Below are 22,339 nucleotides of genomic sequence, written 5' to 3' on the forward strand. Positions count from 1 at the left end.
GGAAAGGGCGCGGACCAGGCGGAAGGTCCGCGGTCCGTGGCGGCGGCGAGATAAGTGGCCGGTCTTGGCTCAAGGCCCAATGGATGAACGGTCCGCTCCCGGTATGACGCCGGGACGTGCGCGTACCCGAGACGGATCCGCCTGCCCTCCACTACCACGCGTTCGAGTACCGAACGGTGCGGACCATCGGTCGTGATCGACGGCCTGGGCTGGTCACTTCCGGAGAGGAGGGCGAGGAGGCCGAGGTCGCGGTGGCGAGGAAGAGCGCTCGGACCGCCCGCGTGGTCAGCTCCGTAGATCGGTCCGGGCCCCGCCCGGCAAAGCCCAGCCTTCTCCCCGTGGCGAGCAGACGCAGATCAGGAGACGCGTACAGTCGATGCTTGTTGGACCGTGACTTTTCGGGGGGTATTCCATGGTCGAGACCGCCGACGCACGCCGCGCCCATGCGGCGTTCGTGCAGCCCGAGCAGGCCTGCCCGATCGCACCGGTCCTCGACATCGTCTTCAGCCGCTGGACCACCCCGATCCTGTGGACTCTCAACGAGTACGGCAGGCAGCGCTTCATGGAGTTGCAGCGCACCATCGCCACGATCACGCCGAAGGTTCTGACCCAGCGGCTGCGGCAGTTGGAACGCGACGGTCTGATCGTGCGTACCTACCACCCGGAGGTCCCGCCCCGGGTGGAGTACGAAATCAGTGACCTGGGACGCAGTCTGGCGCCGCTCTTCGCCACGCTGTCGGAGTGGGTAGAAGGCAACCTGGCCAAGGTGGAGCAGGCCCGCCAGGAGTTCGATGCCGCGGAGCAGCGTCCCGCCGGTCGGTAGGGGTGGACCCATCCGGCTGGCGGACGTCCGGGCACGCTGCCGGGATGGTGGGGCGGGCGCATGCCGACGGGGTGCGGCGTAGCGGGGAACGGTTCGCGCAGCCGTTCGCGGCGGCGGGCCTCACGTCGGATCTGCGTCGAGCATGACATCGCCCACTGCGAATGATCTACGTCATGCAGGGTGACCTGCTGTCGGCGTACACCTGCATGTGTCCAGGCGACTATGGAGGAACCGGCTCCTCCCTGGTGTCGTGGTATCCCCGTCCGCACAGGTGATCAGGTCAAGGGCCTGTCAATGCTGCTCCCGCGCATTGTCGTAGGGTCCGGTAAGAATCCCTCGTCCTTCGGAGCCACCGTGCCGCAGCTTGCTCGCCTCGTGACCACGCTCGCCGCCCCTTTGGCCTTCTCGGGAGCCGACGCCGCTCCCTGCCTGGTTTCCCGGCCCGCAACGCGGCTGCTTATCCAGCGAGGGGACACGGAGTTGGTCGTGCAGGAGCTGAAGCCCTCGGCTGCGGCCTCGACCGTCCGCTTTCCGGCCCCCTGGCCGCGCCGCTTCGGACGATGCGCGGTGTCCCCTGCAGGTGATCTGGCCGTTTTCACAGGTCCGCACGCGCTACAGGCTGTCGACCAGGCGGGGAACGTGCAGTGGGAGCTGCGGCACCGCTGTTGGGGAGGCTGTGCAGGGCACGAAGCGTTCACCGAATACGCAGACGAGCGCGACCATCGGTACGCGAGCAGCGGCTCGGCCGGTTTCTCTGCGGACGGGACGCTCGTGTGGGCTCACATCCGCGGCCCCCTGGCACACGAGCAGCCCGACCGCGGCCGCGGGACAGAAGAGTGGCTGGTCATCAACGCTGGGGACGGCACGGTGCTCGCACGTGCCCGGACACATACGGCAGCCGCGGGCTCCTTCCACGTTCCGCACCCGGACCCCAACCAGATGGGTCTGACGATCGGCGAAGGGCAAGAGGGCTCCCCGCTGAGATGGGGACGCTGGGACGGCGACACACTTGCCGTCGACAGTTTCGGCGGCGAGAACCGCGTCCTGCTGGCGGTGAGCCCCACCGGTGACCGTTTGCTCACCGTCACCCACGATCAGGACACCGTGGCCCTTCATCGGGTCAGCGACGGCGCGGTGGAAGCCGAACTGAGTGCGGTCGCGGTCCCCCGGCATCCCTCGGTCGAAAGCGAACCCTCCGGGACGTTCGAGGACGACGAGACGCAGGCGTTCTTCGACTATGGGGGAGGCTTCCTCAACGAGGACACTGTCGTCGTGGGGACAGTCGAGAGCGACGAGGAGTTCGGTACCGGCCGGCACTGGCTCGTCGACACGGCCCGCATGCGGCTGACCGACCGGCTCACCTACCCCTTCGAGGTATCCGGCCTGCCACAGGCGCTGGGCGACGGCACCTGGTACACCGTGTCCGACACCGAGAACGCCCTTCACGTCTGGGCCCTGTAGCCGTGGTACCGGCGAGCGCGTTGAGCACGTTCATGCGTACCCGGTTGAGCACATAACCGCGTACACCGACACCTGCCTGTCTTTTGTCGTCCGGCGAGGGTGGGGCCGTGCAGGCCGGCGATGCCGTGAACGCCGTCGCCCCTCGAGGCGGCAGTCACGCTGGACTTCCCACGGGCGAAAGCGTGTCCAACGCGAGCACGAACCCCGACCGACGTGTGGTGCCGTTGTCGGAAAGCGGCGCAGGCGCACCGGCGGTCTGGTAATTCTGGGCTCCATGTGGCGGCCAGCGGGCCGCCGTACGAAGGGCGGTGTCGTGTCGAGGAGCACGAAAGCAGCGGTGCTGACCGTTGCCGTACTCGTCATTGTCTCCACGCCGCTGGTGTGGCTGCTGGGCAATCCGGACGCGGGGCAGTTGGTCGGTGCGTCGGTGCAGGCGGCCACAGGGGTGGCGGCGTTGGTGTGGGCCCTGATCCAGCGGGAGTCGGCCGGTTCCGGATCCGCGCTGCGATCCCGGGACCGGAACGTCGCAGTAGCCACTGGGCGGGCAGAGGCCGAGGACGGGGCAACAGCGTCCACTGGTGTGCGTCGACCGACCGGGGCACCGGGTGGATCGGCGCGGGCCAAGCGGACCGGTGACGCTGTCGCACGTGGTGAAGGCAGCCGTGCCAGCACTGGCGTTGACTTCGGCTAGTAAGGCGGGCGGTGGACAGGTCAGGCAGACGCATGGGACGCGGTAACAGCGGCCGCAAACGCAAGGGTGGCGGCAAGGCGGCAGGCAGCGGGCGATTGCACAAGCAGTCTGCCGTCCCGCCGTACACACCGTCCGGCGACCCGTTCGCAGTGACGGCGCACACGGGAGACGCCCGGGCAACAGACGGCGCCACTGCGGTGACCGGCCTGCGAGGCACCGTGGTAGGCCGGGGCGCCTGGGTGCGCCGTACAGGGAATGCCAGTGCGAGCGGCCCCAATTCCGTGGCCATCTCGGGTGCTGGCGACGTCACTGTCGTGCAGGCTCCCTCCGAGCCGCCTCAATGGCCGCAGGTGGTGGGAAACCCGCCGACGCCCGCATCGCCCTTTCAGGAACGCGCCGAGGTTCGGGAACGCATTGAGTCGGCACGGAACCGGCACGCCACGGTGGTTCTCACCCAGGTGCTGCGCGGCGGTGGCGGAGTGGGCAAATCCCAGCTTGCCGCCAAGCTGGCCTGGGAAGCGCTCGACGGGGGAACCGACTTGGTGGTGTGGGTGAATGCGGCCTATCCCGGCCAGGTGGTCGCCGAGTATGCCGGTGCAGCCCGCCGGGTGGGCGCACGCGGTGCGGACGGGCAGGACGCCGAGGTCGACGCACGGGCTTTCCTGGACTGGCTGGCTGGTACCCGGCGCCGGTGGTTGGTCGTACTGGATGACGTGGCCGACCCTGACGCCCTCGCGGCCTGGTGGCCCCCGGCATCGTTGCGCGGCCGCGGCCGCGTGCTGGCCACCACCCGCCGCCGGGATGCCGTGCTGTCCGGCGGTGGCCGCACGGTAGTGGAAGTCGACAGCTACACCCCGGCCGAGGCCGTCGCCTATCTGGAGGGCCGGCTGGCAGAGGCGGGTGCCGACCACTTGAAGGACGGGACGCTGGCCGACCTCGCGGCCGCGCTGGGGCTGCTGCCACTGGCGCTGTCACACGCCGCCGCCTACATGATCAATGAGGATGTGGCGTGCGAGCAGTACCTGCGGCTGTTCCAAGATCGCCACCGGCTGTTGGACGAAGTGCTTCCGGCCAGCGCGGATACCGAGGGGTACGGGCGACAGGTCGCCGCGGCGCTGCTGCTGTCCCTGGACGCCGCCCGGGCCGCCGACCCGGTCGGGCTCGCGGTGCCCGCACTGCGCCTGATCGCTCACCTCGATCCTGCAGGCCACCCGCGCGAGTTGTGGCACAGCAGAGCAGTGCTCCGCTACCTGCGCGCACACCGCGAACCGCGCCGACGCCTGCTGCGGCCCCGAACCGGTCCCGAGCAGGTACGCGCCGTGCTGCGTCTGCTTCACCGCTACGGCCTGATCACCGACGACTCGACCCAAGGCCGGCGCGCGGTCCGGCTGCATGCGCTGACTGCCCGGGCCGCGCGCGAGACGGTACCCGGCCGGGACCTGCCCGCCACCGTGAGAGCGACCACCGAAGCGCTGGAGGAGCTGTGGCCGGAGCTGGACCAGACTGATCCCGACCTCGCTGCCGTCTTACGCGCCAATACCAGTGCCGTCGCCGCATGCGCCGAGGACACCGTCTGGGCCGACGATGATGCCCGACTGCTGCTGTGGCGTGCGGGCAAGAGCCTGCTGGACGCGGGCGCCTACACCACCGCTTTCGCCTACTGGGAGGACCTGACCGAACGGGCTGGACGGCGGCTGGGCCAGGGGCACCGCCACACCCTGCTGGCCCGCAACAACCTGGCCTCCGCCTATGGACAGGTGGGCCGCATCAGAGACGCTATCGCACTGCAGGAACGTGGCCTCGAGGAATGCGAGCAGGAGCTCGGCACCCGGCACCGGGCCACTCTCATCGCGCGAGCCAACCTCGGTGTTTCGTACCAGCAGGCTGGTCGCATCAGCGAGGCCCTCGCCGTACTCGAGCAGGTCGCTGCAGACCGCGAGCGGCATCTCGGCGCCGGCCATCCTGACTTCGAGAACTCCCTGGTGAACCTCGCTCCTTGTTACTGGCATGTGGGCCGCACCGACGAGGCCATCCGCCTGCTGGAGCGCATCAATACCGGCCGTGGTCGCGCTGACGACCCGAACACTCTCACCGTGCGTTACGTCCTGGCGCAGTCCTACCATCTCGCCGGGCGCACCCAGGAGGCGATCCGTCTGATGGAGCGGGTCATCGCCGACCGCGAACGTCAGCTCGGCCCCGACCACCCGGAGACCCTCGCCGCACGCGGCAGCCTTGCCGCTTGCTACTTGCAGGATGAGCGCAGCGGAGAGGCCATCGCCCTTCTGGAGCCCAACGTCGCCGACTGGGTGCGCCTTCATGGCCCGCAGCACCCCAGCACTGTCGCCAGTCGGGCTCATCTCGCCAACGCCTACTGGAAGGCGGGCAGCCGAGCGGAGGCGATCGCCCTGCTGGACATGGTTGTTGCCGATCGCCGTCGGCTGTTTTCGTCATCGCATCCCGAGACCGTGAAGATGGCTGCCACGTTGCGGCAGTGGCAACGCGAACAGAGGCCACGTCGAGGCTGACTGACTTCCACGGATTCCAGCGTTTCCGGGGCAGCGAAGCATCGAGGCTCGTGCGGTCGCGGCCAGCCGCACCCGCCAGCCCCACCCCGGCCACGCAGCCGCCCCCCACCGCTACCTTCACCGAGCGTTCGCCCGTGCCTGACGGGCAGTTCGAAGAAGGTGACCTGGGGTTCGGTCAGGGCCGCCAGCTTTGGGCCGCCGAGGTCGACGAGCCGTTGCGCCAGGTCGGACGCCGTCGACGCTGACGCCGTTGCGGGTACACGGCACCCCGGTGGTGGGCAACGCTGCCACGGCTCCGGTCAGCCGCAGCGGCTGGAGCAGGGTGCCCAGCGGCTGCGGCGCGGCGAGGGTGGTGAGCCGGTCCAATGCCGCGTAAGAGACACCGGCGGTACAGCCCCATCGCTGCCCTCGTCGGACCGGCGGCGCCAACTCATTGTCAGGCTCGCAACGTTGGGCCCGATCCGTCAGCTGCGCGCAGGGTATGGTTCGGTACGGCGACCAGAGCCGGGACGCCGTTCTGGGGCATCCCGCAGTCCAGGTACCCGACGTGGGCGATGCGCTGGGGTCGCCGGTCGGCGGCGCCGAGCATCGGATGGATGTCGTAGTCGTGACCGACGCGCATGATTTCCCGGCAGGGCGCCGCCTCCGCCGCGTTGATCGCCGCGGCCGCCTTGGCGGCCTTGTCCGGTGGCGTTCGGCCGTGCCACCTGCCCGCCCTACCCGGGCCGGACGCGAACTGAAGCGTGCACCATCGGGCCGAGGCGGTGCCCGCCACGAAGAGAAGCTTGGTACTTACGCAAACAGGGACGACTGTCGGCCTGTCCTGTCTGGCGAGGACTGGGCGATCGGCTGTGTAAATCCTTGGGCTGCGGCGTGAACGAGGCTCAGCATCGGCGGCGTCCAATGGTCATGTCCCCTCGCATTTCCGTTTCTCTCCGTGACTCAACATACGCAAGGCGCAACCGGCATGGCGCGAAAGCCTCTTGAGTCGGCCCGGAGGCGGCAAAAGACTTCTGCCGTAGCAAGGCCGCACATGCGTCCCGGGACCCGCGGCACAGCAGTCACGATCGCAATGTGAGGAGCACGTCGTATGCCCGACGCCGGCTGTCGAGACGCCACACGATCGATCACGCTGACCGACGGCACCGCCACACGAACCCGGGAAGCCACCCCTGGAGACCTGGCGCCGGTCCAGGAACTACACCGCCGGTGCTCGCTGGGCAGCCGAGCCCTGCGATACCACGCGGGCAAGTCCGGGATCTCGCCGGCCGAATGGCGCCAGTTGTCCAATCCGGAGCGCGGCACCACCCTGGTGACCACCCCGGCCGAGCGTGCCGACCACGTCATCGCCATGACCAACGTCATGCGCACCGATCAGCAAGGAGTGGGCGAGCTCGCGATCCTGGTCGAGGACGCGTGGCAGTGCAGGGGGCTCGGTACCGCGCTGGCCGCACACGCGGCCACCGTGGCCCGCCGCGAGGGACACCACACGCTGACCGCCGCGGTGGCGGCGAGCAACAAGCCGATGCTCCACGTCCTGCAGAGACTGGACGCGACGCCGACCGAAGCCACGGGGCCGGTGCTCGACCTTCGCATCCCGCTGTAGCGGCGGGCTGGGGCGGTCGGCACCGGCGAGTCGACCGCCGCGGCGTCCCCGCGAAAGCCGGGCGGGGCCGTGACCTCGTCCGGCGACGTCGTTCCGTGCGACGGAGGTGGGACGGGCTGTTCATCGAGGTTTCGGGCACTACGCGTCGGGGGCCGGAAAGCCACTGCTCTACGATCACGCGCTTGTCTCGATGCGCGCCTGGAGGCCGAAGGACGGGACCTGAGGCAATCCGTCCGCGGACTCGATGCCGGAGAAGTCGTCGCCGCTGGCACCCTCAGCACCCTGATCTTCATGGAGGAGATCTCCGCCCGGCTCTGATGGGCGCGGGAGCCGCGTGAGGTGACGCCCCGCAGGCGCCCGGTATGGAGCTTGCCAATATCGACCAGCGGGTCGGTCGGCAGTCGACCCGACCTCAGCAGATCGCGGACGTGATTCCCGCCGTCGTGGCCGACTATGAGGAGACGCACGGGAACGCATAGGAGCGCAGCAACGGAGCTGGCCACTGCTACCGGAATAGCGTCAGGGCCGGAGCGACGTTGTCGGGCCCTCGGCGGCAGCGCTGGAGGCGCGTCGGCGCTGCTGTCGGCCGGGTCTTCGTCCGTGCGGCCGCCAGGCTCCGAGGTTCCGGGGTCGGCCTGGGGCGCCACGGGGTGAGCTCCGAGCGCTCCGTGGGCCCCCGACTCGTCGGTGTCCGGGAGTTAGACGCCAGGCAGGGGAAGAAGGCGTGGCGCGCTCCATGACTGGATGCGGCGCCTCCTATGACTGGATGCGCACAATTCCGCCACATGTGGAACCGACGGTGTTTCCGCAGGGTGCTGCGCGTAGGGCAAGGCCGGACACCCCTGGTGTCCCTGCGTCACCTCCGGTCGGAGCCGGCCCGGGTTGGCGTTAAAGACGCTTCAAGGCGGCTCGACGGCACGGCATGCTCTCAGTGCTCAGCCGCGTGCTCCGTCACATACGGCACCTCGCTCACTCTTCGCGGCAGCCGGGCAGCCGGGCAGCCGGGCGGCGGAACGAACCTACGCCATGAAGTACGACCGCCACGAAGTACAGCGGATGAGTGCGCGCATCACCGCACTGGCACCACAACAGGCAGACACTGCCGAGTCTCTCCCGGGTCCCCCCCCGGTGCTTCACAGCACGGAAGCGAGTCACCCAACGGTCTCCACTTCCCGAGGAGCAAGCATGGTGAGAACTACTTTGCGGGCCACTGCACTTGTGACAACGCTCTGCGGCTTCGCACTGCACCTCAGTGGTGTGGCCGGCGCCGCCACCAGCGAAGCGCCGCTGACACAAGCCTTCGCCACCACGCTCGTCAACAAGACCGGCACCACCGTGACCGTCACCGCGGGTGTGGGTTACGGCAACACGATCTCCGTATGGCAGGTGGGTGACAGCATCAGGATCAGGGACACCGGCGACCAGATCGCCGCGTCCGGCGGTTGCACCTCGGTCAGCGCCAACGAGGCCGTCTGCCCTGGTGCCGTGACCACGACCGAGCTGGTGGTCGCGGCCGGCGACCAGAACGACAGCGTCACCTCGTCCCTCAGCGGGCTGGGGGTCACCTTGATGGGCGGTGGGGGCGACGACAGCCTCGTCGGCGGGGGAGCCAACGACACACTCGAAGGGGAGGAAGGCGCCGACTCGCTGTCGGGCGGGGGCGGGAACGACACCCTGATCGGAGGATCAGGCGCGGACCGGATCACCGGCGGCTCCGGCAACGACTCCGTCGAGGGGCGTGACGGCGCGGACATCGTCGGTTCGGGTTCCGGCAACGATGTCATCGAGGGAGGCAACGGCGCCGACCAGATCGTCACCGCGGAGGGGTCCGACTACGTCGACGGAGGCAACGGCAGAGACACCATCGACGTGGTGGACGAGATCAGTGGCAACGACTACGCCGTCGGCGGCGCAGGATCCGACCGGTGCAGCTACGACGTCGGCGACTCCGTCACGGGTTGCCCCTGACGCCCAACGGCCGTGAACGCGACAGGCACATCCCATCCGACGGGACGACAGGGAGACACGTGATGACGAACACCAGGCGTGCGCGGGCCATACTGTGCGTCACCGCACTCGTTTGCGTATCACTGGCCGGCTCATCGGCCTGGGCCGGCTCGGGCTTCGCCGGAGCCGGCGGGCTCGCGGACACGACGGTCGTGTCGTTCTCGGACGACAGCGTCATCGTCACCGCGAGTACGGGCGTCGCGAACGACATCACCGTCCGGCGGCAGGGAGACCTGCTCGTGGTGTCGGACGCCGGGGACGCCGTGTCGGCTGTCGCGCCGTGCCAGGTGCGGTCGGCGAACTCGGCGACCTGTCCGCTGCCCGGGACCTCGATCCATATCAACGGTCAGGACAGCGATGATCAGATCACGGTCTCGGCGAACGTGGAGACGCCCTCGACAGTCTTCGGAGGCGACGGTGACGACCGCCTCGTCGGAGGCCCCAGGGCGGACCGTCTCTTCGGCGATGACGCGGCCCGTGGGATCAGAGCCGCGACGCCGGGCAACGACACCATCAACGGCGGCCCGGGCAACGACACACTCTCGGGGCTGGGCGGAAACGACACGATCAACGGCAACGCCGGGAACGACACGCTGAACGGCAACGAGGGCAATGACACCCTCAACGGAAACATCGGCAACGACACCCTCAGGGGAGGTACGGGCAACGACAGTCACAACGGCCAGGAAGGAATCGACACCCTCGAGGCCGTCGACGGCATCCCCATGAACGACTCGCTCGACGGCGGTCTGGCCATCGACACCTGCAACCGCGACCCCGGGGACGCGACCGTCAACTGCCCCTGAGGCCAGCATTGCCGTTGCGAAGTCGGCCTTGCGCCTCAGGGACGGCGCGCCGCAGCCGTCACCGGTGAAGGGGTGATGGACCCCGGCGGTGCCCAATCGTGCGGTGCGCGCGGCCGTCGCCCCAGTTCAACTGCGGGATAGTTGTCGAGCCCAACAGGCCTCTGCCCGCCCACCATGCAGCGGTGGGCGGGCAGAGCAGCGAGCCCTGTCAGTGGGGGCCTGGGTGAGGTACCACCCGGGTGACCTCGTCAGGGGCCAGGTCGAGCGGTGTCCCGGCCGCAGCATGGATTTGCAGCCGGTAGTCGCCGGGACCGTTGCATGTCAGGACGGGCAGTTCTCCGTCCAGGTCGTCCATGATGCCGCGGACCAAGAGCTCTCTGGAGGCGGAGTGTGCCGAGACTCGGGCCGCCTCCTGCCGGTCGCCGCCGTGGCGTACGGGCGCCGCTGTACGTGCTCGAGCCACCCGCCCCCGCCCAAGTGATCAGCTCGAACCGGGACTGGGGTTGTCGGACGCTCCGCTCGCGGCAGGGGGGTATCGGCGTTGATGCGCTGAGCCTCCTCGAGCTGGTCCTCAGGGCCGCTCGGTGGCCGTCCGTTGCTTGTCCGTGTCGTGCACACCCGGTGAGGGCCGTGCCGACGCGCGTCGGCACGGCCCTCACCGTCGAACCGCCGCCTCGCCGCTGCGCGCAGTCCCGTCGAGGCCAAGCAGCCCGGTCCTGGGACAGCCGCGTGATCACCGCCATCCGCTGCGCGGTGAACGCGACACTGGTCGCTTACTACGATGCCGGCGCGTCCTCACGGGGCTGTGTGGTCCGGGGGGACGTCGGAAGCAGGTTGGCTCCCACATGGCTCCCAAGTGGCTCCGAGCAGGCTTCGGTGGGGGAGCGCCCGGGCGCCGCGTCAGTCACCCTGAGTGGGTGCAGCCGACTCTTCTTCCTCCTCCATGAAGCGGATGCCCTCATGGGTCAGCGACGCGGTGGCGGGAGTCTTGTGCGATGTCCAGTCGACGTTGATCAGGCCCGCGTCGGCCAGGTAGGCGCAGGCTGCGGAGAGGTCCGCGTCGGGAAGACGGACCTCGTCACGGAGTGTCGCTCCGCTGACCTCGGGACGATTGCGTTCGACGGCCCCGTAGAGGGCTCGGAGAATCGCTTTGCGGTAGGTCTTGCGTTCACGGAGTGTCGTCATGGCTGTTCGCTCTCGGGCTGGTGGCCGACGGTGCGGGCGCGGACGGGGGGCGGCAGGCTGCGCGGCCGTCGACGTCTTGTCACGCCTCCGCCGCGTTGCGGGCTGGCCGCTCCGGCGGATCCAGCCGGGACTGTACAGGCTGTGAGGCGTGCCTGCTGGTTGTTGGTGAGACGGAGACGGCACGCCCCTCCGCGGTCAGCGGGGTAGCTGCGCTGCTCGGTCGAGGCAGCAGCGACGCCCCACCTCGGCGACGGCACGGGACACCTCCGCATCCGCCGTGACGAGGCGGACGGCGCTACCCGCGGAGGGCAGTGGTTCGTCATCCCTGCGTACCTCCTTCGGGAGGTGGCGCTGAGGACATGTGCGGCCACACTCGGACGTCCGGCGTCCGGGTGCCGCTGCGCTTCCGCACGCGCCCCTTCCTGAAGCGTATGCCGCGACTTTGGTCCCTGCCGTCGAAGCAGGCGCCGTGGTCGGGCCGATCCCGGAGGTTCCGGCAGTGGGGGGCACGGGGAGTAGCGTGGGAGGGACGAGGCGCATCCTGTGTTGGCCCCGGTTCCCGAAGACGGGTGGTCCTCATGACCGGCTCCGATTCATCCCCTGACTCCCGGCATCTGCCGAGCGGCGTTCACCGGGCCATGCGGCCGGGGTGCGCGCTCCTCCGGCTGGAAACGACGGAGTCGCGGGAGGGTGTCCTGGACGGTGCGTGGTGGCCGCGGTCGCGCGACATCGGCGCCGAGCTGCCCGCGCTGCTGAGCGCCCTTACCGGGTATCTCGGCCCCGTGACGCGCGTCGGGCTGGACGCCGCGGCTTGGGAAGGGCTCCCGACGCGAATCGTCGTCGACGACCGGGTGGTGCACATCGACTCCTTCCTGGTGGGAGACGGCACCGTCCTGATCACACGGGGCGACCAGGACATGTTCTCACTGTTGGTGATCCCGCCGCACGCGACGACAGAGGCCGCACATGCCGCAATGGCCCAGGCCGTCCGGGCCGACAACGTCGCCCAGGCGGAACAGATCCTGATCGACACCAGAAGCGGGCAGGATCCCGTGGACTGACGATCCGTCCCTCGACCGAGGCCGGCCGAGGGACGACGCACGACAGCGATGAGGTCAGCCGCGCCACTCCACCATGAGCAGCGTCGCGCCATCCGTGGGGGTTGTCGGCTCCGCCCCGCTTGAGGGCGTGGAACAGGGAGTGCGCCACCGCCCGGATCCCGTGGCCGGTTCTCTCCAGCTGGTTCACACGGTTGATCAGGGGCTCCGGGCGCTCCTCCCCACCGGTGTTGTGCTCCTTCACCAGTCCATCGGTGAAGCAGAGGACGCGGGTCCAGGCTCAGACCCGGATGCACCCTTCAGCAGATGCTGGCACCCGGCCGGTCCGCGGTGACCTGACCGGCGTACTCGGCCCGCTGCCGGCCGTTGTTCAGAACGGCACGGACGCCCGCGTTGCACGTACACGCCTGCAGAGGGCCGCACCCTCGAATCAGTCCGCAGGCCGCAGTGGAAAGCACCCAGTGGCACCGAGGCCGAACGCCGCAACCGAGGGTGACAGCTCTGCGGCTCGCGACGCTCACCAGGAGGGCGTCGCGTTCGCGACCACGCGGTCCGCCACCGAGAACACCGTTCCGCAGTCAGTGCACGCCGCTTGTCCGAACAGATACGGCACCCTTTGAGCAAGCGCCGGTTGTCCGTCGGCAAGGGCCTGGTGATGCAGCCGCTTGGCCAGGCCCTCCAGCTCTGCCGGAGCAGTTGGCCGCAACGGTGTCTTCTCGACAACCCCGAGCGCATAGTCATCGCTGCAGGAGAAGAAGCCGTCAGCCCCCATCACGATGAACAGGTTCACCCCGCAGTAAGGGCAGTCGACTTCGTACTCGCCTTGCGCCAGGTTGTCCAGGTGCTCGTCCCAGACTTCTACATCCTCGAAGGCCAAGCCCGCCTGGAGCAGTCCGACATAGTCCTCCATCTCCAGCGGCAGACGGAGGCACTCCTCAGTGAGCCGCGAAAGCTCCGCGATCTGCGAGGAGTAGACCGCACGCGCGGCAACGCCGTCCACCGACCGGCGCGCGCAGGCCACGATCGGGCCCGCCGCGAACAGAACCCAGCGCCGCTCTTCAGGATTGCGGTCGGCTGCGATCTCAGCAAAACGGGGAAGCGCCGCGAAGCTCGCCGAGAAAGCGGTGTCGAGCATCGGCCACAGCCGGTCCATCAGCTCGGACCAGACACCACGCGGATCGGCCTCGAACCGGTCGAGCAGAGCGGGGACGCCTTCCGCGGAGCCATGTGCGTCACTGAGTTTCGACCAATCCGTCATGCTCAGATCCAAGCAGGCGGGCTTCAGCGAGCCAACCAGACCCTCAGCTGAGATGGCTGCGTGATCCGACTGTCTCACCACGCCACTGCCGGGCATTTCCCTGCCGGAGCTGAGCCCTCACTTGGAAGGACCGCTGCCCCTCGCCCTGAGTTTCGATGCACTCGGCTTGATCGTGACGGGCTTCGGCGGACGGCGGTCCGCCGGCACGGGAGTTCGGTCAGCGGCGCTGGCGAAACTGAACGCCGTTCATCTGGTGGTGATCGCGGCCCTGGGTTCAGCGCCGGCCACGATCGGCCTTCACGAGCGGCTTGTCCGCCACCGGGTCGCGCTGGGAGCCTCCGCGGCCCTGGGCGACCTGATCGCCTCCCTGGGTTTCGGCTGCGACACCGTGGTGGCCGCCTCCGGGGGCCTCACCGTGTCGCGGTCGACACCGCCGCCACCACGCTCGTGGCCGGGCAACCGACATCAGCCTGATGACCTTCAACGACCACTCCCACTTCGCAGGGGAGCGCCGGGACCTGCTCACCTACCGCGACCGGCAGGCCCGCTCGTGGCGTGTGGCGAACATCACTACACGTGACATACCTACCGGTCGGTACCCTCGCCCTGGACTTGAACGACAGGAGACGTGATGTCTGCGACCAACCGCCAGATCCGTTTGGCAGCCCGACCCGTCGGCGAAGTGAAACCCGAGGACTGGGAGCACCGTTCAGAGCCCGTCGAGGACCCCGGCCCTGGCCGGTTCGCGGGCCGGACACGCGTCATCTCCCTGGACCCGGCCATGCGCGGCTGGCTGGACGACCGCCCCTCCTACCTGCCGCCGGTCGGCATCGGCGAGGTGATGCGCGCCGGGTCGGTCATCGAGGTCACCGCCTCGAACCACCCCGACTACCGGCCGGGCGACCACGTGGTCGGCACGTTCGGCGTACAGGAGCACGTGGTCTCCGATGGCAAGGGCGCGATGAAGATCGACACCTCCCTCGCCCCGCCCTCCACGTATCTCGGCGCGCTGGGCATGCCCGGCATGACCGCCTATTTCGGTCTCCTCGACGTCGGGGCGCTGAAGGACGGCGAGACCGTCGTGGTGTCGGGGGCGGCCGGCGCGGTCGGCACCATGGTGGGGCAGATCGCGAAGGCCAAGGGCTGCCGGGTCGTGGGCATCGCCGGAGGGCCGGAGAAGTGCGCGCTGCTCACCGGCGAACTGGGCTTCGACGCGGCGATCGACTACCGCGCCGAGGATGTGAGGAAGGCGCTGCGCCGGGAGGCCCCCGACGGCATCGACGTCTACTTCGACAACGTCGGAGGGGACATCCTCGATGCCGCCCTGACCCGGCTGGCGATGCACGCGCGCGTGGTGGTCTGCGGAGCGATCAGCCAGTACAACAACGCCACCCCGGTCAAGGGCCCCTCCAACTACCTCACCCTGCTGGTGCGTCGGGCCCGCATGGAGGGCTTCGTCGTCTTCGACTACGCCGAGCAGTACGCCAGGGCCGCGCGGGAGATCTCCGCCTGGATCGCAGACGGCCGCATCAAGGTCAAGGAACATGTGGTGCGAGGCACCGTGGACGACTTCCCCGAGACGCTGCAGATGCTCTTCCGCGGCGAGAACGTCGGCAAGCTCGTGCTGGAGCTGGCATGACCGCCGTCGAGGCCCTTCGGTCAGGGCAGAGGGCCGGCGCCGCGCTCACGGGCAAGGTGGCGATCGTCACCGGCGGTGCCAGCGGACTCGGCCGGGCCATGGCGCTCGCACTGGCGGAGGCCGGGGCGCGGGTGGTCGTCGCGGACCTCGACGCGCGGGCCGGCCGCGAGGTGGCCGACCTGGTAGACGGCGCCTTCCGCGCCTGCGACGTCTCCGACCTCGAGGCCAATCGCGCGCTGGTGGAGTTTGCCCAGGACCAGTACGGCGGCGTCGACATCGCGCTGCTCAACGCGGGTGTGGCGACGGGATGCGGCGTGGGTGGCGACTTCGACCCGGCGCGCTACCGCCGGGCGATGGGCGCCAACCTGGACGGGGTGGTCTACGGCACTCACGCGGTGCTGCCGGCGCTGCGGGCCCGGGGCGGAGGGGCCATCGTCGCGACTGCCTCCCTCGCGGGACTGGCGGCAGTACCGCTGGACCCCCTGTACGCGGCCAACAAGCACGCGGTCGTCGGACTCGCCCGCTCCCTCGGGCCGGCTCTCGCGGCGGACCATGTGCGCTTCAACGCGGTCTGCCCAGGGTTCGCCGAATCGCGGATCATCGACCCGCTGCGCGACATGCTCTCCGCGCAGGGTATGCCCGTCATCCCGGCCGAGGCCGTGGCGGACACGGTGCTACGGATCGTCACCGGTGACGGTTCGGGGGAGTGCTGGTTCGTCCAGGCGGGCCGGGAAGCGGAACCTTTCCGGTTCCGCACCGTCCCCGGCCCGGTGAGGCCCGCCGACGTCTGAGGGCGGAACGAATCCGTCGGACAGGACGGCAATCCGTTCGCCAAGGCACGTCGTGGTGCGAGTGACGAGGATGCGCAGCGAACGTCGACGGCGCTGGGCCGTCTGTGCGCCTGGTGCGGGCGCCGGGGCGAGCTGTCGCCCCGGCCGGGCGGGGAAGGCGGCTGGCGCAGGCGGCGTGGCCAAGGTGCCGGCGTCGCCGGCGCTTTGACGTGCCGTCCGCGGATGGGACGGGCGCAGCGTGCCTGGCCGCCCTTCTCGCCGAGGACGTCGCCCGGCCGTCGAATGCGGCCCGTTCATGCGCATCTCGGAGTCGTACGTCTCGAGTCGACCCGCCACGGCTGTCCGAGGTGTGCTTGTCCTGGCACCTGCGCCCGCCCGATCAGTTTGAACCGGGACTGGAACTGCCGGACGCTTCGTTCGCGGCACGGCGGTATTCGGCGTTGATGCGCTGAGCTTCCTGGAGCTGATCCTCGAGGATGACGATGCGGCAAGCAGCCTCGATGGGGGTTCCCCTGTCGACGAGCTCGCGGGCGCGAGCGGCGATCCGTAGTTGGTAGCGGGAGTACCGGCGATGTCCGCCTTCCGAGCGCAGCGGAGTGATCAGACGAGCCTCACCGATGGCTCGGAGGAACCCAGGGGTGGTCCCGAGCATTTCGGCGGCCCGGCCCATGGTGTATGCGGGGTAGTCGTCGTCTTCCAGACGATCGCTGAGTGGAGTATCTGCTGCCATGTCACCTCGTCGTGCAACGCGTCGAGGGGCCCTGATGCCGCACGGCACCAGGGCCCCGAAGGAGATTCAACACCATCTGCCGGCCCTCATGGTGTGCCGACCTTCTGTTTCCGCTCCCCGGCCCGGTGAGGGGAGGGGTGCGCGGATCGCTGTTGCGTGACCGGGGACCACCATCGTTCCGGGGCCTTGCTGTACCCGGACCGAGAGTTTCTCGGGTCGGGCGATCCTGATGGCGCCTGCTCCTCCGTCCTTCCTCTGCACCAACCATTTGGTGACTGGATGCTGCGGTACCGCTCGGTGTTGGCAGCCCCTACCGGTCCCTCAGCCTGGTCGGGCAGTCGCCTCTTGTCACTCCGGCGGCCGCCTCAAGCCCAGGGGCCAGCGCCGAACAGACCGATGCGCGTGTGGGGGTGCGTGTGCCGGCGGTGCTGAAGGACTGTGTCCGTCTCGGCCACTGAGGGCAGTCGGACGCTCCTTCGCCCCTCCGCTCGGCCCGGACCTCCGCATGGACGGCGAGACGGCGAGACGACGGTGAGGGCCCTGCCGACGCGCGTCGGCACGGCCCTCACCGGGTCTGCGATGGCGGCTTTCCGCCTGTCCTCACACCTCTGGGGAGGCGATGCCCCCGAGCAGCGCCGAGGCCCTCTGGAGCGGAGTGGGCACAGCCGACGGAGCGGTCTCGGCGTGGTCGTGGCAGGTGAAGCCGAGGCGGGTCATGGCCCGGACGACTTCCCCGCTGGTGAAGTCGCGGCGGTCCTGTCGGGTGATGACCTGGCCTACTTGCTTGACCGGGTAGCGGCGGCGGCCGATGGTCACGGACTCACCTGTGACGAGCTCGGGCGTGACACCCTTCATCGAGGCCAGCACCCCGCTCTTGGTCAGCTCGAACGGGTACCGGGCGATGACACAGCGCATGATGCCTCACAGACAAGAAAGAGAACGGGCTGACCGGGCGAGGTGCACCAGCGGGCGACGGTGAGGACGCCCGGGGTGCGGCCATGCTCCCCGATCACAGCGGCTCTAGGCAGCCGAGTCGAATCCGGTCCGCCGCGGTGCCCTGCGGCGCGCCGCTTCGCCGAATGACCCGCCCTGGCCGGCGTGGCCCCGGCGACCCCGACGTCCCTGGGACGACGAAGACGCGCCGCGTTGACGTTCCACGCCCGGCGCGGAGATGACGACCGGGACACCGGAAGGGGCCTGGGCACCCGTGATGCGGCTCAGCTCCGCCTCGCCCGAACGTACCTGGGCGATCCGGGGGGTGATGCCTGCCGAAGCCATCAGTCGGGTCATACCGCGACGCTGATCGGGGGTCACCAGGGTGACGACGCTGCCGGACTCGCCGGCGCGGGCGGTACGACCGCCGCGGTGCAGGTAGTCCTTGTGGTCACTGGGCGGATCCACATTGACGACCAGGTCGAGGTTGTCGACGTGGATCCCGCGCGCCGCGACGTTCGTCGCCACCAGTACCGTCACATGCCCGCTCTTGAACTGGGCCAGAGTCCGCGTGCGCTGCGGCTGGGACTTGCCACCGTGCAGGGCCGCGGCGCGGACACCGCTGCCCAGCAGGTGCTTGGTCAGCCGGTCCACCGCGTGCTTGGTGTCGAGGAACATGATCACTCGACCGTCGCGCGCCGCGATCTCGGTCGTCGTCCGGTGCTTGTCAGCGTCGTGCACATGGAGGACGTGATGCTCCATCGTGGTGACCGCCCCCGCCGACGGGTCGACGGAGTGGACCACCGGGTCCGTCAGGTAGCGGCGGACCAGCAGGTCGACGTTGCGGTCCAGGGTGGCCGAGAAGAGCATCCGCTGCCCGTCGGGACGCACCTGGTCGAGCAGGGCGGTCACCTGCGGCATGAAGCCCATGTCGGCCATCTGGTCGGCCTCGTCGAGGACAGTGATGTCGACGGCGTCCAGCCGGCAGTCGCCCCGGTCGATGAGGTCCTTGAGCCGCCCGGGCGTCGCGACGACCACCTCGGCCCCGGCACGCAGCGCACCGGCCTGCCTGCCGATGGACATCCCGCCGACGACGGTGGCCAGCCGCAGGCTCACGGAGCGGGCGTACGGCGTGAGCGCGTCGGTGACCTGCTGGGCGAGCTCGCGGGTGGGGACGAGGACGAGGGCGAGCGGCTGCCGTGACTCGGCACGCCGCCCCGCTGTACGGGCCAGTGCGGCGAGGCCGAAGGCGAGGGTCTTGCCCGAGCCGGTACGGCCACGCCCGAGTACGTCACGACCGGCCAGGGAGTTCGGCAGGGTCGCCGCCTGGATCGGGAACGGTACGGTCACGCCCTCACGGCCGAGCGTGGCCAACAGCTGTGCAGGCATGCCGAGATCGGCGAACGACTCGACGGCGGGCAGCGCGGGCGTGATCGTCTTCGGCGGCGCGAACTCGCCCTGTACGGCCCGTCCGGCCTGTCGATTTCCGTAGGTCTTGGAACGGCGCGGACCACCGGAGCGGTTGGCGCCGGCGCCTCCTCCGAAACGGTCGTATGTGCGGGATGTGTGGGCACGCTTCATGCGGAACCTTCCTTGATGGGGCACGTAGCAAGGAGTTCCCGCAGCAGATGAGCGGCGCAGAGAATCTCGAAACGAGCCGAAGTCGATGTGGGGCGAGTCGGGCCGACGGGAAACATGTCAGCCGTCGTTGATGCGGTGCATGCTTCCCGTCTCCCGCCCTGAAAAGCAGCGAGCTGGGGCCCGCACCCCAGAGGTGCGGGCCCCAGCTGCGAAGTATGCGTCAGCGCCGATGTCAGGCGGGGACGATGTTCTCGGCCGTCGGGCCCTTCTGGCCCTGCGCGATGTCGAACGACACCTTCTGGCCTTCCAGCAGCTCGCGGAAGCCCTGGGTGGCGATGTTCGAGTAGTGGGCGAAGACGTCGGCGCCGCCGCCGTCCTGCTCGATGAAGCCGAAGCCCTTTTCCGCGTTGAACCACTTCACGGTGCCAGTAGCCATTTTGTTTCTCCTTCGGAGACGGTGTCAGGAATACGCCGTGTGCGAATTCCGTGTCGCCGTGATGATTACCCCGTCGGAAATGAACCTTCTGGCAACCACACCTGCAACTGAGATCGACAGTAGCACGGTGCGATCGGCCCTGCACCGTCGATAATTTCCGATCCGGTCCACGGTCGAGGAATACTCGCGGTGCCCTGCACTTATTTCTCATGTCACGGGCACAGATATTGCTGTCCGCGGGCGCGGCCTTTTCCCCGTGCGCGTCCGCCCGCAGCCCTGTGACCTCCGTCGACGGGAGATGTGCCGCTGCCACCGTCGTCGGCCTGTGACACAACGGCGAACGCGCCGAGACTCCACTGCCGCGATGAAGGTCACATCGCCCGCGAAGAGCGTGACGGCCGTGGCCGCGACAGGTTGTGGGCCGTGACCGCCCGCACGCGCGCACCACGTCGGCCGCAGGGGCATGCGCGACCTCACCTGCCTCGACTTCGCAGGCGCGGTGAACGCGGCACTGTCGCTGACCACGATGCGGCGGTCCTGTGGGACTGATGTGGTCTGGGGGGTTCGAGAGCAGGTTGGCTCCCGGCTGGTGGGAGGCTTCGAGGTGGGGACGACCGGGCACCCCCTCGGTCACCAGGAGATCACCGGAACCGCCGGCGGACGGGGGCGCCCCCGTGCCTTCGGTCAAGAGAAAGGAGGGGAGCCGGGCAGCATGGCGGGGCGGCTGATCTGCTGTGGGATGTCGAACAGACAATGGTCCACGGGGCTTGTGAAATGGGCGCGCCACCGTATCCCCTGCGCACAGGTGCGGTCGATTGGCCCCGGCGCGCCTCCCGTGCGCACGACACGGCGGTGGGCACCCCGCACAGTACTGGCTGGTGCGGTGGCGCACTACGCGTCGGTTGGCGCGCAGGGATGTGCGCCAGGTGCGGGATGTCAATCGACGGCCTGGCGCAAGGCGATGGCACGTGTGGGATGAAGGTCACCAGTAGTGTCGGCGGCCGGCGACCGCGTGTCCCATGGAGCCCATGATCCACAGGATCGCGCCGATGACCGCGAGGATGATCCCGATCGTCCACAGGATCGATATGCCGGTGACGAAGCCGATGACCAGCAGGATGATGCCGAGGAGGAGCATGACGGCCTCCGGTGCGGAGTAGTGCTGCTTTCACTGTGGACCCCCGCGCCGCGATAGGGAAGCCTCGTCGCGGAGCTCGTCGACCCGGAATGTGTCGGGGTCGACGGGGCGGGCCGGCGGTGGATGAGCCCTCGTTGGGGGCGGGGCGCTGGCGACGGCGCCCGGGTGTGAGCTGTGTGCAGGGTGGGGCAGCAGTCTACGAAGGTGACGACGCCGACTAGTTGCAGGACCGCAATGAGCGGGTCACTGGATGCCGCCAGCGAAGCAGCGTGAATCCGTCGGGAAGCGGGGTCGTCGAGCCGGTCGGTGTGGCGTCGAACGTCGTCTTCTACTGGTTCTGTAACCACGTGAGCACGCTTTGTGGGTTCTGTGGACTGCCGCCCTATTCAGCGTCTGGTTCAGCGCGCTTCTCGGCGCCCGTCTCCAGGTAACCGGGGTCGTCGCCGGCGACCCGGCCCACGAACGTCTCGTTGGGTGTCGTTCCTGTCGTGCTGGGATGGTTCGCTGCCTCGTCCTCCGGCTTGCCGCCCGTCTCCTGCGACCTGCCTGAGCGGACCTCCGCGGTACCGACAGCCGTGGAGGGCCGGATCGATCTGCCCGACAGGTGTTCTCGGACCCACGCCCAGAAAGACATGATGCCTCCTGACCAGGAGGTGGTACTGACGTCGACGGCGTACCCCTCAGCGCCGTCGGCATTCAGCGTCGCACCCACTTCAAGGTGTTTTGGTTCTGAGTCCGGGGGTCGTCGGGCAAGGGGCTGCCTCGGTGCAAGTAGGTTCGAGCATTGGCCCGGTGGTCGGCGGCGGCCGCCGCGTGGTGTCTGGCGTCCCGGAAACGCGACGTGTTCGGCGTCTCGGCGAACCCACCAGACCCGACTAGCGAACCCGCACCAAGCGATGCGTGGCCCACGCTTCCGATGCTGGGGACTGCGCGGTGGGCTGCTGTGTGTCAGCTGCCGGCGGGTGTCACGCCGAACATGAGGGTGTGCCGTGGGACGTCGTATTGAACTGTCTGATTGTGCTCCAGCAGATCCTTCAAGACGTCGGCGTCGTCGGCATCGACAGTGAGGACTTCTTCCCCGGCGCCTTCGTCAAGAACCAGTTGCAGGGTGAAGGTGCCGCGCTTGCCGGGTTCTCCGGCCACCCAGCTGAACTGGTAGTGGTTGACTTGGCGAACTTTGATGGCGGCATCTGTCAGGGGCTGCTCGACCTGTGTCATGACAGCTGACTCCTTTCCTGTTCCTGTGCTGATTGAGCGCGTGCCCCGGGCCGCCTGAAGCCGCCGTCTTGGGGCAGCGTCTCGCAACCGCGGGCCCGGGTGTCCGGTGGGCATCGACCTACCGAACATGGCGGTGAGCGCGCGGGGTGGGGGGCGACTTGTCGCGCCCGTATTCGTCGATGCCTTCGGTTGGATTCTTTCGCCCTGTCCGACTCACCATCCCAAACAGGGATGAAACCGGATAAAAGCTTCCTAAAGGTAAATCTGCATCCCAGGAGGTGGGCTGGCTCTCCTCTTCTCCTTTGAACCACTCAGCAGTGGCCATAACTGTGGTCCCCCCAGCCGGGCGGATGGCCACGGAGACCGGAAGGCAGTCGCCCTTCTCCGCCCGATCCAGGACGGCGCGGGATCACCCGTGTTTCGGGTGCTTGGTGGAGGCGAACCGCTCAACGA

Annotated in this window: 18 protein-coding genes; 9 read left to right on the forward strand and 9 right to left on the reverse strand. The window is 69.0% G+C overall.

The genetic code is table 11. From position 1 onward, the window contains the following. Positions 1–412: 412 nt before the first annotated feature. The 3 genes from ACFPZJ_RS26125 (at position 413) to fxsT (ending at position 5,500) form a co-directional block, all read left to right on the forward strand. Positions 413–823: a winged helix-turn-helix transcriptional regulator gene (locus ACFPZJ_RS26125; RefSeq protein ID WP_381026265.1), complete on the forward strand. Its 411-nt coding sequence runs from the start codon at positions 413–415 to the stop codon at positions 821–823. Between the two features lie 375 nt (positions 824–1,198). Then, on the forward strand, positions 1,199–2,284 hold the full coding sequence (locus tag ACFPZJ_RS26130) for a hypothetical protein (protein WP_381026267.1): 1,086 nt from the start codon (positions 1,199–1,201) through the stop codon (positions 2,282–2,284). Between the two features lie 723 nt (positions 2,285–3,007). After that, a complete protein-coding gene (fxsT, locus tag ACFPZJ_RS26135) occupies positions 3,008–5,500 on the forward strand; it encodes an FxSxx-COOH system tetratricopeptide repeat protein (RefSeq protein ID WP_381026269.1) in 2,493 nt (830 codons plus the stop codon). A 436-nt stretch (positions 5,501–5,936) separates the two neighbouring features. On the opposite strand, the gene ACFPZJ_RS26140 is transcribed toward fxsT, so the two are convergent. Continuing rightward, entirely contained in the window at positions 5,937–6,275 is a 339-nt protein-coding gene (locus ACFPZJ_RS26140) for a hypothetical protein (RefSeq protein WP_381026272.1), read from the reverse strand. Between the two features lie 315 nt (positions 6,276–6,590). On the opposite strand from ACFPZJ_RS26140, the gene ACFPZJ_RS26145 reads away from it, so the two are divergent. The 3 genes from ACFPZJ_RS26145 to ACFPZJ_RS26155 all read left to right on the forward strand — a co-directional run bounded on the left by ACFPZJ_RS26145 (position 6,591) and on the right by ACFPZJ_RS26155 (position 9,919). Beyond that, entirely contained in the window at positions 6,591–7,106 is a 516-nt protein-coding gene (locus tag ACFPZJ_RS26145; RefSeq protein ID WP_381026275.1) for a GNAT family N-acetyltransferase, read from the forward strand. A 1,218-nt stretch (positions 7,107–8,324) separates the two neighbouring features. Further along, positions 8,325–9,074 carry a calcium-binding protein gene (locus ACFPZJ_RS26150; protein WP_381026278.1) on the forward strand — a complete coding sequence of 250 codons (750 nt, stop codon included), beginning with the start codon at positions 8,325–8,327 and terminating at the stop codon, positions 9,072–9,074. A gap of 62 nt (positions 9,075–9,136) precedes the next feature. Continuing rightward, a complete protein-coding gene (locus ACFPZJ_RS26155; RefSeq protein ID WP_381026281.1) occupies positions 9,137–9,919 on the forward strand; it encodes a calcium-binding protein in 783 nt (260 codons plus the stop codon). Positions 9,920–10,819: 900 nt separating this feature from the next. Here the strand turns inward: ACFPZJ_RS26155 and ACFPZJ_RS26160 are convergent. Continuing rightward, entirely contained in the window at positions 10,820–11,104 is a 285-nt protein-coding gene (locus ACFPZJ_RS26160) for a hypothetical protein (protein ID WP_381026283.1), read from the reverse strand. A gap of 578 nt (positions 11,105–11,682) precedes the next feature. On the opposite strand from ACFPZJ_RS26160, the gene ACFPZJ_RS26165 reads away from it, so the two are divergent. Beyond that, complete coding sequence (locus ACFPZJ_RS26165; protein ID WP_381026682.1) at positions 11,683–12,165, forward strand: DUF5994 family protein; 483 nt, start codon at positions 11,683–11,685, stop codon at positions 12,163–12,165. Between the two features lie 514 nt (positions 12,166–12,679). On the opposite strand, the gene ACFPZJ_RS26170 is transcribed toward ACFPZJ_RS26165, so the two are convergent. Then, positions 12,680–13,420: a hypothetical protein gene (locus tag ACFPZJ_RS26170; RefSeq protein ID WP_381026285.1), complete on the reverse strand. Its 741-nt coding sequence runs from the start codon at positions 13,418–13,420 to the stop codon at positions 12,680–12,682. Positions 13,421–14,051: 631 nt separating this feature from the next. Between ACFPZJ_RS26170 and ACFPZJ_RS26175 the strand changes: the two genes are divergently transcribed. After that, positions 14,052–15,059, forward strand: a complete 1,008-nt coding sequence (locus ACFPZJ_RS26175; protein WP_381026287.1) for an NADP-dependent oxidoreductase — start codon at positions 14,052–14,054, stop codon at positions 15,057–15,059. Further along, entirely contained in the window at positions 15,056–15,850 is a 795-nt protein-coding gene (locus ACFPZJ_RS26180; RefSeq protein ID WP_381026289.1) for an SDR family NAD(P)-dependent oxidoreductase, read from the forward strand. The genes ACFPZJ_RS26175 and ACFPZJ_RS26180 overlap by 4 nt, the downstream gene beginning before the upstream one ends. Positions 15,851–16,229: 379 nt before the next feature. Here the strand turns inward: ACFPZJ_RS26180 and ACFPZJ_RS26185 are convergent, their stop codons facing one another. The 6 genes from ACFPZJ_RS26185 to ACFPZJ_RS26210 form a co-directional block, all read right to left on the reverse strand. After that, positions 16,230–16,580: a helix-turn-helix domain-containing protein gene (locus ACFPZJ_RS26185; protein WP_381026291.1), complete on the reverse strand. Its 351-nt coding sequence runs from the start codon at positions 16,578–16,580 to the stop codon at positions 16,230–16,232. 600 nt (positions 16,581–17,180) lie between these two features. Next, a complete protein-coding gene (locus ACFPZJ_RS26190) occupies positions 17,181–17,495 on the reverse strand; it encodes an SCO5918 family protein (protein WP_381026294.1) in 315 nt (104 codons plus the stop codon). 105 nt (positions 17,496–17,600) lie between these two features. Beyond that, a complete protein-coding gene (locus tag ACFPZJ_RS26195) occupies positions 17,601–19,094 on the reverse strand; it encodes a DEAD/DEAH box helicase (protein WP_381026297.1) in 1,494 nt (497 codons plus the stop codon). A gap of 232 nt (positions 19,095–19,326) precedes the next feature. Continuing rightward, positions 19,327–19,530, reverse strand: a complete 204-nt coding sequence (locus ACFPZJ_RS26200; protein WP_028799214.1) for a cold-shock protein — start codon at positions 19,528–19,530, stop codon at positions 19,327–19,329. 982 nt (positions 19,531–20,512) lie between these two features. Further along, a complete protein-coding gene (locus tag ACFPZJ_RS26205) occupies positions 20,513–20,668 on the reverse strand; it encodes a DUF6131 family protein (RefSeq protein WP_381026299.1) in 156 nt (51 codons plus the stop codon). 948 nt (positions 20,669–21,616) lie between these two features. Next, a complete protein-coding gene (locus ACFPZJ_RS26210; RefSeq protein ID WP_381026302.1) occupies positions 21,617–21,886 on the reverse strand; it encodes a hypothetical protein in 270 nt (89 codons plus the stop codon). Positions 21,887–22,339 lie beyond the last annotated feature (453 nt).

It is taken from the genome of Streptomyces bullii (assembly GCF_042657145.1).
Classification (GTDB): Bacteria; Actinomycetota; Actinomycetes; order Streptomycetales; family Streptomycetaceae; genus Streptomyces; species Streptomyces bullii.